This is a genomic window from Shewanella sp. ECSMB14101, assembly GCF_000773485.1.
Taxonomy (GTDB): domain Bacteria; phylum Pseudomonadota; class Gammaproteobacteria; order Enterobacterales; family Shewanellaceae; genus Shewanella; species Shewanella marisflavi.
In genome coordinates this window covers 515,100-527,595 of sequence record NZ_JSFF01000001.1, presented here as the reverse complement: position 1 = coordinate 527,595, position 12,496 = coordinate 515,100, and the positions used below count along the sequence as shown (strand labels likewise).

The window sequence follows — 12,496 nt, the reverse complement described above, 5'->3', positions numbered from 1 at the left end:
CTCTATTTGCCTCCATCTAGTTTAAAGTCCAATTGAACAGTCATGCCAGGTTGCTTAAGGGCTTTACCGTCAACAATCTTAGGCTTGTATTTCCACTTTTTCAGTGCGCGCTTAGCTTCTCTATCGAAAATACGCTTTGGATCGGCGTCGATCACCTGCACATCTTCTACACCACCAAGTTCGTTGATGGTAAAGCTAAGTTGTACCCAGCCTTCCTTACCGTCACGTGCCGCAGCAATTGGATACTGTGGTTCGATACGTACGATAGGTGTCGCATCACCGTCACGGGTCATCATGTTGCCCAGCTTAAAGCCGGTACTCGCTGAGCCAGCAACTACACCAGACATGTTGAAAGCCATGTTGGTATCAATGTCAGATGAGCTATCTGGCGGTGGCGTATCTGGTAAAGGTGGCTGCTCAGGCGGTGTAGGTGGCTTAGGTTTTACCCTAGGCTTGTCCTGCACTTTCGTATCCTGTTTATCCATACTGATCTCGATAACTGGAGAATCAGTTTTGGTGTCGGCGCGTTTAGCGCCGCCACCGACCAAGAAGGCCATGAAAACAAACAGGGCAAAAGTAACAGCACCACCAACTAATAATGATACTATTCCTCTCAGCATATTAGTCTTTCCCCGCTGAAACCGATATTTTATCGATACCCGCTTTCTTCACATTGTCCATAACCTTTACAACAATGCCGTGTTCAGCTTCTTTATCTGCTTCGATCAGTACAGCCGCTTCTGGTGCTTCAGCCAGCATACGCTCAACGTTTGCTGTCACACGCTCGATGTCAACCTGACGGTTTTCCATCTTAATCACGCCTGTCTTGCTGACACCAATAAAGATGTTTGCAGACTTCTTAGTTGTCGCTTGAGAAGCTTCTGGCTTGTTGTAGTCAAGACCAGATGGCTTAATGAACGACGTCGTTACGATAAAGAAGATCAACATGATAAACACGATGTCGAGCATCGGCGTCATATCAATTTGCGCTTCTTCTTCTATACTTGAATGCTTTTTACGTGCCATGTTCAATACTCTCTCTAGTGGTGTGGCAAGCTATCTTTGAGCTTTTCTAAACTGATTTTCATTTTTGCATCTAAACGTGTGCTAAAGAATACACCCGATAGTGCTGCGACCATTCCCGCCATTGTGGGCATTGTCGCCATTGAAATACCAGCTGCCATCATACGAGCGTTACTCGTACCATGAACTGCCATCACATCGAATACCTGTATCATACCGGTTACGGTACCTAGTAGACCGATCATTGGACAGATGGCTACTAAGGTTTTGATAATCAGCATACGAGCATTCATATCTTGTTTCGCTTGGGATACCCAAGCTTCACGGATACGGTGTGCATGCCAAGAGGTAGAATCCTCTCGATTGTCCCATGCGGTGATAATGTTCTTGTGCTCTTTTGGCGCAATCAAATTGAGATACCAATAGCGCTCAAGCATTAACACCCACATTAGAAATAGCACTGCCGCAACCAACCAGAGGACGTCGCCTCCGGAGGCCATGAAGCCCCTGACGGAATCCCAGATGTCCATCAGGTATAGCATCATTAGGCGTTCCTCTTCTCAGCGTGCTCGGCAACGATACCCGCACTTTGCTCTTCAAGTACTTGAACAACTGACTTACTACGTGCAATCACGATAGCGTGCATTAGCATTAGTGGAAGTGCAGCAACCAGACCTTGTACGGTTGTCATCAGTGCCATAGAGATACCACCAGCCATTAGCTTAGGATCACCAGTACCGAATAGCTGGATGCTTTGGAAGGTTGCAATCATACCGGTTACCGTACCCAGTAGACCCATCATAGGTGCGATAGCAGCCAGAACCTTGATGATTGAGATACGAGTCTCAAGTGCAGGCGTTTCTTTTAGAATCGCTTCGTCAAGTTTCAGTTCAAGCGTTTCAACGTCAACATCTTTGTTGTCGTGGTAAGCTTTCAACACGCGACCAAGAGGGTTATTACCTGGGTTATCGATGTTCTTACGCTGAGCGTTAACTTTAGCGCCAACAACATACAGAGTCACCAGACGTTCGATAGAGATCAGGGCACCTAGTACCAGTAGACCGATAATGATGTAACCGATAGTACCACCGGCTTCAATACGCTCTTCGATAGTTGCTTTCTGAGTGAATACGTTTAGCAGTACACCACGTGCAGGGTCAACGAACAGTTTGTGAACGCCAGAAGTTTGGCCTTCGAAAGCTTTAACGCTTGCTACTTGCTCGCCACCAGGCTGCTGTGAAAGCTGCTGGATAAGACCTAGGTCAGCGTTGTAAACAACATACTGACCATCGGCTAGTAGGTTATAAGCACCAACACGAGTTACCTTAGTGGTGTGAACGTTACCATCGATACCCGTTACCGCAGCATCAAAGGTAACAACCTTACCAGATTCAGCCATTTCAAATAGCTGCTCTTCCCAGAACTTTTCGAGTTCTTCGATTTTTGGCAGCTCTTTACGAGCACCAAGTTCAGCGATGAACGCATCACGACCTGGGTACTGTGCACTAACGTTTGACGCAACAAGCTTACCAGCGAAATCACCGGCTTCACCTTTAACCACACCGAACATTTCACCCAAGTCGCCTTGAGCAATCTTACGGTCTTCTTCTAACTGAGCAATTTTACGCTCGTTATCGGCAAATGCTTGTGACAGATCTTTACCGCGCTGTTCTTCAGCTGCTAGTGCAGCCTTTTCACGCTTAAGTAGTGCAGCTTTGTCGCCACGCTCTGCCTGGAACTCAGCTTCACGCTTCTTGTTAACTTGAGCAGCGTTAGCACGTTCAGTTTGAACTTGCTTAAGTAGCTGGTCGATGCTCTTTGGCGCGTCAGCAGCGCTCACCATACCAGCTGTTAAAGATAGACTTGCAGCAACGATTGCTGTAGAGATTAACTTTTTCATTATTGTGCAGCCTCCGCAGCTGGGATTGGTAACGCGAACATATCTGGAGCACCCTGGCCACGAGCCTGGCGAATTGCTTTAGTAATGTTACGTAGGTAGCTATCTTCTAGCTTGTCCCATGCTTTCGTCTCTGGATTGAACATCCAAGCAGACTTTTGATCTAGGCTTTGTGCGTAGTAGGCAACGCGACCGAAGTTGATGAAATCAACCAAGATCTCTTTACCGTCTAGTTGTAGCTTACCGGTTTCAACGTTCAGCTTAGAACCGTATTCGCGCTCGATGTTATAAGCATCAAGAATCAAACGGTACTTTTCAGCCAAAGTGACGTTAGCGGTATCAAGGGTCTCACGAAGACGCTGAATACGTGCTTCACGAGCTTCCTTATTAAACGGCAGATCCAGTGCAACGAACTGCTCAAGGGCATCAACCATCTTGAACATCAAAGGCACAACACCTTGACGTAGCTTATCAACACCGTTGATATCTTCTTGAATCAGTTTCATTGTGGCTTCTTGGTCTGCAACCAAACCAGCCACGTAATCATTGTATGACTTAGTTGACTCACGAGTGTCTGCAACTTGGCCATATTCAAACGCCATATCTTGCGCTTGATCGTAATACTTATCGACTTTCTTCTGAGATGCTGCTGCATCTGTATGAATTTTAGAATCCGCTTTCTGAACGTCAGAAAGTGGATCGGCAACCACTAAGTTACTGCCTGCTAAGGCCAGCGCGCCAATGAGCGCTGTAGCGATTTTAGTTCTATTGCTTACCTTGGACATAGTTCCCAACCAATTTGAAGTGAAAAATAAAAGGTTTAACTTATTGGTAACACGGGTTTTCTGCTTATATTTGCATGAATTCCGCCACCATAAGTGTGCATTTCTCTTGTGATTGTTAGTTATTATCTTCCCTTTTCTACACCGGGTGAGGTGTAGACCCGCAGGCATCATTTCACAAAATGTTGACCTGTGTCAACATTTGGAAACGGCTAAAACTAGCAGAAAAAGCTCTTACGAGGCGAAATTAATACAAGAGGTGTTTTTTCAAACAAGTCAATATTTACAAATTAAACAAGCCCCCAGGAGTTTAAACAGGCGCAAGGCACTAAACACATGAATTTAAAGGACTATCCGCATTAACAATAAACAAAAGATTAATTAACAAAGTGATAACCAAGTTGCCTAGGGAAAAGCATGTAAATGCAATTATGTTGCTCCGGCGTTGCCGTGGGAGACATTCGAAACATGATGTACACATATGATCGGTTTAGCCCCCTCCCCTGCTAGACAGTTTTGTTTATAACAATCTTCCATCCTAAAATCTGCCCGTCCTCATTCGCTATTTGACTTAGGCTATAGAGCACAGCGCCATATTCATTGAGCCTAGCCAATAGACTCGCCAAGGCGGATTCATCGAGTGAAGCGGCTATCAATTCTGACAACCTCTCCTTTAACGTTACAATTTGGGTTTTGGCGAAATTAAGGTATGTCGTCTTTTGCTCCAGAGACCAAAAAAGCCCCTGCTGAAAAAGTGTCGCAACATAGGCTAACAGTTCACTATCTTTCAATGCGTCTTCATCAAACTGAACAAGAGCCGATATGTGTTGATTTAGCTCATGCCGTAGACGCTCACATTCAGGGTCTTGCTTAACTTTTCTCAAATCCTCCGCATCGATTAAAGTGCCCATTTGTGCAACTAAGGCCTCCATTGTGGCAAATACACGCTGGGTTTCATCGCGACTGATTAAAGTTAGAATTCGTCGGTTACGATTTATCACCAAAGAGCGGCTATGATGGGTAACCAGGCTCAAAGCTCCCTCTGGTTTCAAAACACGAATTGCTTCCGGTATAGAGAGTGTTAAGTCTGAATATTCCAAGCCAAACTGAGAGATCACTTGGTCAAAATGATTATTAGCATAGGGCAATGAAGCACAATCAACATGAGAAACCAAGGAAACATCGATATTGTTATTGATATCTAGCTTGGCAAGATCAGTATTAATTTTGGCAAGATCAACACCTATTACCTCTCCAGGTTTCTGCGTATCAGCAAAAAACTGATTTAGTAAAAGCGGCAGTGCCCCATTGCCCGTCGCTAGATCTAGTACCTTAAAATCATCAGGCAAACATTTAAAATCCTGATGCCATATAGTTTCAAGCACGCCTGAATAGTTTCCGCTAAAGCTGGCGCCGAATGAGGTTAAGTGCCCCTGTTGCCAGTATTCATCCCAATGTTGGCTCATAATGCTTGCCCTTTTCATATTGTTATCTTTATTGGCTTTATTAATACCATAAAAAAAGGCCCTATTAAGGGCCTTTTTATCAAGTATTTATACTACAACTATTAACTAACTCTTAGAACTTAAGAGTGTAGCTAGCACGGTATTCACGACCGTAGTTGTTGTAAAGATCAGGGTTCTCATACTTACCAGCAGAAGACAGTACTGGATCTTCATCAGTCAGGTTATTAACAGTCAGCATAATTGCACCGTAAGCACCTGCGTTGTAAGTGTAGCTTAGGTTATGGATTAACCAAGAATCTAACTTACCAGAATCTTTATCTTCATAGGTAGATGCAGTGTAGTTCATGTTCCATGATACACGGTGATCGCCATTGGTATATGAAGTTGTGAATACTGACTTGTAATCAGGTTGACCGTTCCAGCCAGCTGTATCTTCAGCTGATTCACCACCTTGAACTTCAACAATGTAATCGAATACAAAGCTGTTGTTCCAGTTGATACCCCAGTCACCGAAGCTAGTTTCAAAGTTACCATTGAACGCTACGTCCAAACCTTTGATCTGTAGCTTGTCGCCGTTACCATAACCAGTACCGATTTCGCGAGCCGCACCAAGCTTGCCACCCTGACCTGGCGCACGCACCACGTAGAAGGTTTCAGTTGGGTTAAGCGTACCGTCAGCAATACCTTCCATCACGTTAGTGATTGAACGACGGCTGATCACGTTATCGATGTTCAGGTCGAAGTAGTCAACCTTGATACCGAAGTTATCAACGACGTCCCACGCAACACCAAAGTTGAGGTATTCAGAAGTCTCAGGACCTAGGTCCTTGTTAGCACGAATATAAGTGTCGTACTGACGGCTAGAACAGTCTGCCTCAGAGATGCCATTCGATTCACAGAATGGGTAATCGGTACCAGTATCAGCACTGAAGGTTGTCGCAGCATAAAGCTGATCAAGCGCTGGTGCGCGGAAAGCTTCAGAGTAAGAAGCACGAACAACTAAGTTGTCCAGAGCTTGCCAGCGAATAGACGCTTTAGGTGCAAGGTTGTCACCGAAGTCGCTGTAATCATCGTAGCGAGCTGCAAGGTTCAACTCAACAGAATCGATGATTGGTAGCGCTGCTTCATAGAAAGCTGCCCATACTTGACGGTCGCCACCAGCTGAGTTACCAGCACTACCACCGATTAGACCAGCTTCTGACTGAGCGTCATAGATAGAAGCGTAATCTTGTTCGAAGTACTCAAGACCGAAGTAATGAGCTGCAGCACCACCTGGCAGTTCACCAGCGTCAAATCCGATACCAGCATTATACTGATGGAAAGTCGCCTTATCCTGAGTCAGAGTAGTCGCTTTCATGTTGTTTACACCGGCTTCAGAACCTAGATCGATTCCGTTAGCTTCGTTGTAAGCAAGACCTGAATAGCTTAAGTAGTATTCACCGATAGACTTGTTATCGGCCTTGTTGTAGTGGTAGTAGAATTCCCACGTTGCATCATTCCATGAGCTGATAGAACCACGAAGACCTGTTAGGTAATCTTGGTTATAGTCATCTACTCGACCATCACGGGTACCGATACCAACCCAGCGGTATAGACCGTATGCACCGTCTTCACCATATGGGTTATGTGGGTTATCAGCAGTCATGTTAGTCCACGGTGCTGCTGGCGGCGCATAACGGCCAAATGAGTTGTTTTGAGTAAACATGATGCGGCCGAACCACTCAACATCTTCACCCAACTCATAGTTAGCGTCTACATAAACGGTGTTACGGTCTACAGAAGCCTTGTTGAATGAAACGTTACCGTATGCATACATACAGTACTCAGAACCTTCGCTCCAATCCGCATCAGCAGCAACACGCTTGAATACATTTTCGCCATACTGGGCAATAAGGTCATCACACAATAAAGAAGCTTGTGCTTCAGAAAAATCAGGAGAAAGTACTGTAGCACCGTAGTATGACCAGCCGTCAGTCTCGTTGTATGCCTGAATAACACCGTCGCCATCTAGATCTTTCATCCATGGTGCAGTGAACTCACGGTCTGCATCAGAGATACCTTTACGGTCTTGGTGGTCGAATGCAAAGGTAATGTTACCCTTATCCATTTCATAACCAGCGACCACAGAGAATTCTTTACTTGTCAGGCCGCCATCACGCTCACGTGAACCGCCACCTACATTGAACTCAATACCTTGGAAGTTCTTCTTCATGATGATGTTAACAACACCAGCAATCGCGTCAGAACCGTAAGTAGAAGAAGCACCATCGGTCAGAATTTCGATACGCTCAACTGCCGCCATAGGAATGGCGTTCAAGTTAGCTGATGCACCACCCAGTGTTGGTGAACCTGGGAAACGCTTACCGTCGATCAGAACCAGTGTACGGCTTGAACCGGCACCACGAAGATCGATAGTTGCTTGAGACTGAGCAGAACTACCTGAACGCTCAGAGAATGAACCAAAAGAGTTTAAGTTACTGTTACGTAGCGCATCGGCTACCGTAAAGTTACCTTCAACTTTCATATCTTCTGCAGTGATCGTTGTTACAGGTGAAGCACCCTCAAGATCACTACGCTTAATGCGTGAACCAGTAACTTCAATACGTTCAACTTTATCCGCAGCTTCCTCGTCTGCCGCGAATACTGCTGGAGCAGTAAAAGCAGTCATAGCTGCACCGCTAACTAGCGCAAAACGCACCGAATTAGCTAATAAGCTGTTCTTATACATGTTGTTTCTCCCTGGACTTTATTTTTTATTTTTTTGTGAAAGTAAACACAAATAAACACCAATCGTTACACTTGTGCACATTCGCCAACAAATAGAACCACATGTGAAACATTTAATCAACAATCGCATCACTATTTTCACAGAATTAATTTGCGTTCGCTCATTTTGTAGACGCTTATCACAATTGGGATGATCTTTGTTAGCCAGATCCCTTTGCTTGGTTTCGCTATCCCTTAATTAGCACAGCAATGCGGAACGCCTAAATAAACAATATCAAACAACAGCTTAACTACATCTCACTTCATTAGCTTTAATCTGCCCAAGCTAATTTAATGGGTCGCTTAATTAACGATTAAGATAATTTATCTATATGCAAATGTAACAAAACGAAGATGGTAACAACTTGATAAAAACCTATAGGTAAGTAGCAATATCAAGCTAGACTCTGGTGGACTCGTAAAGAATTGATTACAAAATAAGCGATACAAGGGTAGAAATCTAAGCCTTTCGCCTGTTGAATTCGGCAAAAGCATATTGAAATAGAACAAGATGTTACAAACATCGAGAGAACAGACAGAGAACATAGGGTCGGCTTAATCGACTCAATTAATACGCCACTGTTTTACAGACACAAAAAAGCGCCCCAAAGGGCGCTTCTTTAAACAGAAAAAGATCTATTTGTTGATTATAAGGTGTAACGAATACCAATGGCTACGCCATCTTCTTCAAACTTAGCTTGCGCTTCGGCATCAGCACCTTCAAATTCACTGAAGTCCTTACGGCCTTCGATGTAAAGTACTGTGTTGGCATCCCACACATAATGCAAACCGGCCACCACGAACTGACGCTTGAAAGATGAGTTAGGATCAACGTTATTCGGTTGAATGATGTAGTCTTTACCCGCATCTAATACGTTGTAAGAAACAAAGGGACGTAGGCCATTGTCAAACTTGTAAGAAAACAGGGTTTCCACACCGTAAGAATCTTTAATCAAACGACCAAGGTTATCAGTGTCATGGTTTTCGTTTTTGTTAAAGTTAGCGGCGCCGTAAAAACCATCGCCATCCCAATTACCCCAGGTCAGACCTAAACCGTAGATCACGTCTATAGCGGTGATCTGCTCGGCTGTCTTTCTGAAGGTCACATCAAATTCACCACGGTTAAGACCCGCTGTAACAGCAAACTTGTCGGTAACTTGGTAAGTCGCCGATGCACCATAGGTATAGTTGTACTTAACTTCTTCTGAATCCAAAACAGCAGGGTCATCCCAACGCTCTTTACAATCAGTCGACAACGCTGGATTTGGATCTGCCTCACAGGTGTAGAAGGTATCGTGTTTTAGCTGAGCTTGTACCGCAAAGCTGAAGTCGCCAAAAGCGTTACGGTATTGAACCGTTTTATCACCACGACCTACGCCGTTTATCGCACCATCAGCCTTGTTGTAGGTGTATACACCAGCAGCGTTACCATCCCACACAAAACCATAGTTTGTGTTGTAGACCACGTCATACCATGCACCCCATTGCTTACCGATAGTCAAACTACCATATAGGTCATGGGCAATACCAACATAGCCTAGGCGGTTATTAAGAAAGTCACCGCTCTTTGATTCGAAGTTACTTTCACTACTGTAAACGATTTCACTGTTACCGAATGGGTTAACACCCCACTCCAACTTAGTAAATGCTTTCCAGCCATCGCTCATCTCACGCGTAAAGCCGAAATTAATCCGTGATGCACCGTTTACCACTTCGGTTGAACCATGAGTGTTAATAACACGGGCATCAACAAAACCACCAATTTCTACAGCATTTTTATCGTCTTTATAGATCTCGATAGCGGATGCAGCGGGAACAAAAATGACTGCCGCTAGCGCTGTTGCTATTACACTCTTCTTCATCTTGTTAATCTAACCTTGTTTGTTATGTTCAGTTTGCTTTATTTTTTGCTACATTCCGTTGTTTTATTTCGTTCCAATTTCAGTTCAAGATTAGCAAAAGATCAGCACCCCCTCAAAGATGAAAATCACAATAACCGTGCCTTTTTTCACCAAATTAACTAAAAAAATTCAGAAAACTCAGACTTCATACTAATTGTTAACAAGTACACACTATCTACTCAACGTGAAAACAACTAAATTAACGTCATTTGCTTGTCCACAAGATTATTGAAACTAGTGTTTAAAATTGAAAGTATAGGATCAGAAATAGGTGCTATTTGTTTATCCAAATAGTACTGATAATCGATTTTTCCGACACGATACTGCACGGGTTCAGCGCCATTCTGTGTCATCAGATAACTGATCTTAGCGCCACGCTTGCCGTGCTCCTTTTCCCCACTACGCTCGCACCATATTGTCGCGGCCTTCACATGAGGTGATGATTTAGCAGTATAGTCGACAATATCCCTACGCAAACGTTTTGAGAAAATGAGTTTGTCATCCAACATCCCTTGCTGTAACTCGCTAATGATCCGTTTGAGATACGCCACCACATCCAGTTTGGCAAACAGTCGATAGTAAATCTCAGCCTGAATTTCACGCGCTAATGGACTCCAGTCACTCCTGACCTGCTCCATGCCCTTAAAGACTAACTTAAGCTCTTGCTCCGATGTTCGATAGGCGCCCACGTAACGCTTCTTAGACCCTAAGGTTGAGCCCCGCAACGTTGGCATGAAAAACTGCTCAAAATGGCGCTCATATTCGAGTTCTAAATAACATTCTAATTGATATTCTTGCTTTAACTTGACTCGCCACTTCTGGTTAATGCTATCAACCAGCTTGCGGGCAAAGGCGTCAATATCGCCCACTTTTTCAGGCTCAGCCAGATGCACAAAAGTTGAATCCGTATCGCCATAGATAACCGTTAACCCCTGCTCTTCAATCCATTGCTTTGTCTGTTTCATGATCTCGTGACCACGCAAGGTGATCGAGCTTGCCAGTCTGGCATCATGAAACACACATCCGCGAGACCCAAGCACCCCGTAAAGAGAGTTCATGATGATCTTAATCGCTTGAGACAAGGGCCCATTCGCCTCTTGTTTGGCTAACTCCCGTTTCGCCGACAAGCTGGCGATCAGCTCAGGTAAGATGGGCTCCCGACGACTAAACTCGGCCCCAAGAAAGCCAGGAACTGTGTCTTGACCTTGTTTAAGCCCTTCAATCAAGCCTTTGGGGTCGATTAAAAAGGTTCTAATAATTGATGGGTAAAGGCTCTTAAAGTCCAATACCAATATGTGTTGGTAAAGGCCGGGTTTTGAGTCCATCACATAGCCACCCGGACTCTCAATGCCATCACTTGCCGGCGCGCTTGGCGCCACATAACCGGCTCGATGGAGATGGGGTAAATAAAGGTTATTAAAGGCTGCAACCGATGCACCCACCCGCCCAAGCTCCAGTCCGGTCAGGCGTGAGCGCTCTAACGCAAAGGCTAACAGAGAGGTTTTTTCAAAGATGTCCCACACAAGGCGACAATCGGTAATATTGTAATGTGCCAGCGCCACTTTATCGTGAAGGAACAGACTGGTGATCTCCTCGGCGCGCTGACTGACGTTGTGAATCGCTTTACCTTCCCCCAGCAGCTCACGTGCTACGTTCTCCAGGCTAAAGCTATCAAATTGATAAAATGCGGCTTTTAACCAATCGATACCATCGAGCACCACACGCCCTGGCAGCACCAAGGTTTCCGGCCTAAATTTATTTTCGACTCGCCAGGATAAGCGCGCGCCGCAACGTCCCAGGGTGAGATCTATCCCAAGCAATTTTGCCCGGCGATAGAGAAGTGCAAGGTCAAAGGTCACTACCGCCCAGCCAATGATGATGTCGGGATCCTGCTCTTTAAACCATTGCAGCAGGCGCAAAATTAGCGCGCGCTCATCCTCAACCATCTCGAGATAGTCAGCTTCGGCTTGTCCCGCCTCGCCCACCATGATGACTTGTTGAAAACGCTCTCCACTGGCCGACTGACCAAATAAGCCGACGCTATATAGTTGCCCCTCCACAGAGCATTCAAAATCTAAGGAGACGACTGACATGGAAACCTTGGCATCACTTCGCCGCCCCCTGTCAGCCAACAGTGTCGGTATCCCCTGCTCTGTTGCTTGCCATTGGCCCACAAATTCCACATCGAGGGCGATATAACGTTCAATCAAATAACGCTGCTCGGCGCGCAGTTCAGATTCGAACAACGCCACGCCTTTATCCGTCGCGGTGCGACTCAGGTGTCGGAAACTTTGGTTAGAGGAAAAATAAAGCGCACTTACTGGCTCATCATCGAAAGTTTTCAATACCAGCGATTCTTGCCTTACCCCAGTATCTTGCAGCGCTGTGCCAAGCGCTGCGAGATCTTGTGTGCGGCAAAAGCAGATACGCTCACCATGGGGAACGATGACCCGCACAGGACCTTGAGGAGTTCTAAGATAATAATGCAGCTCGTTAGCAAAATGATGACGAGTGAGTATTCGTCCTTTTATGCTGACAAGCAGCGAATTAGCGTCGCGCAAATTAAACTATTTCCATTTATTTCATATCTTTAGATTAGGTAACTGTAAATAAGTCGCCAAATCATCACATCAATGCTTCTTAGGCTATGTAATCACTGTT

The 12,496-nt window shown here is 45.0% G+C and carries 9 protein-coding genes; all 9 read right to left on the bottom strand.

The annotated features are described in order from the left end of the window. Nucleotides 1-2: 2 nt before the first annotated feature. A complete protein-coding gene (locus tag NY07_RS02275) occupies nucleotides 3-620 on the bottom strand; it encodes an energy transducer TonB (protein ID WP_033537694.1) in 618 nt (205 codons plus the stop codon). Between the two features lies 1 nt (nucleotide 621). Next, nucleotides 622-1,026, bottom strand: coding sequence for an ExbD/TolR family protein (locus NY07_RS02270; protein WP_033537693.1), 405 nt, complete (start codon nucleotides 1,024-1,026; stop codon nucleotides 622-624). Nucleotides 1,027-1,040: 14 nt separating this feature from the next. Further along, nucleotides 1,041-1,568 carry a MotA/TolQ/ExbB proton channel family protein gene (locus tag NY07_RS02265; protein ID WP_081953751.1) on the bottom strand — a complete coding sequence of 176 codons (528 nt, stop codon included), beginning with the start codon at nucleotides 1,566-1,568 and terminating at the stop codon, nucleotides 1,041-1,043. Beyond that, nucleotides 1,568-2,923, bottom strand: a complete 1,356-nt coding sequence (locus tag NY07_RS02260) for a MotA/TolQ/ExbB proton channel family protein (protein ID WP_033537692.1) — start codon at nucleotides 2,921-2,923, stop codon at nucleotides 1,568-1,570. Before NY07_RS02260 ends, NY07_RS02265 begins: the two co-directional genes overlap by 1 nt. Next, the gene (locus tag NY07_RS02255; RefSeq protein WP_033537691.1) at nucleotides 2,923-3,705 is read right to left on the bottom strand and encodes a DUF3450 domain-containing protein; all 783 of its coding nucleotides are present in this window, start codon (nucleotides 3,703-3,705) and stop codon (nucleotides 2,923-2,925) included. The genes NY07_RS02260 and NY07_RS02255 overlap by 1 nt, the downstream gene beginning before the upstream one ends. 503 nt (nucleotides 3,706-4,208) lie before the next feature. Beyond that, nucleotides 4,209-5,168, bottom strand: coding sequence for a class I SAM-dependent methyltransferase (locus tag NY07_RS02250; RefSeq protein ID WP_033537787.1), 960 nt, complete (start codon nucleotides 5,166-5,168; stop codon nucleotides 4,209-4,211). Nucleotides 5,169-5,280: 112 nt separating this feature from the next. Then, entirely contained in the window at nucleotides 5,281-7,896 is a 2,616-nt protein-coding gene (locus NY07_RS02245; RefSeq protein ID WP_033537690.1) for a TonB-dependent receptor, read from the bottom strand. Between the two features lie 685 nt (nucleotides 7,897-8,581). After that, nucleotides 8,582-9,796 (bottom strand): porin, encoded by a 1,215-nt coding sequence (locus tag NY07_RS02240; RefSeq protein WP_033537689.1) that lies wholly within the window; start codon nucleotides 9,794-9,796, stop codon nucleotides 8,582-8,584. A gap of 233 nt (nucleotides 9,797-10,029) precedes the next feature. Continuing rightward, nucleotides 10,030-12,396 (bottom strand): DNA polymerase II, encoded by a 2,367-nt coding sequence (locus NY07_RS02235; RefSeq protein WP_033537688.1) that lies wholly within the window; start codon nucleotides 12,394-12,396, stop codon nucleotides 10,030-10,032. Nucleotides 12,397-12,496: the final 100 nt, after the last annotated feature.

What these genes read in the sequence shown, in the direction of transcription:
- NY07_RS02275 (WP_033537694.1), bottom strand. Translation starts at nt 620, where the DNA reads ATGCTGAGAGGAATAGTATCATTATTAGTTGGTGGTGCTGTTACTTTT.
- NY07_RS02260 (WP_033537692.1), bottom strand. Translation starts at nt 2,923, where the DNA reads ATGAAAAAGTTAATCTCTACAGCAATCGTTGCTGCAAGTCTATCTTTA.
- NY07_RS02245 (WP_033537690.1), bottom strand. Translation starts at nt 7,896, where the DNA reads ATGTATAAGAACAGCTTATTAGCTAATTCGGTGCGTTTTGCGCTAGTT.
- NY07_RS02240 (WP_033537689.1), bottom strand. Translation starts at nt 9,796, where the DNA reads ATGAAGAAGAGTGTAATAGCAACAGCGCTAGCGGCAGTCATTTTTGTT.
- NY07_RS02265 (WP_081953751.1), bottom strand. Translation starts at nt 1,568, where the DNA reads ATGATGCTATACCTGATGGACATCTGGGATTCCGTCAGGGGCTTCATG.
- NY07_RS02270 (WP_033537693.1), bottom strand. Translation starts at nt 1,026, where the DNA reads ATGGCACGTAAAAAGCATTCAAGTATAGAAGAAGAAGCGCAAATTGAT.
- NY07_RS02250 (WP_033537787.1), bottom strand. Translation starts at nt 5,168, where the DNA reads ATGAGCCAACATTGGGATGAATACTGGCAACAGGGGCACTTAACCTCA.
- NY07_RS02255 (WP_033537691.1), bottom strand. Translation starts at nt 3,705, where the DNA reads ATGTCCAAGGTAAGCAATAGAACTAAAATCGCTACAGCGCTCATTGGC.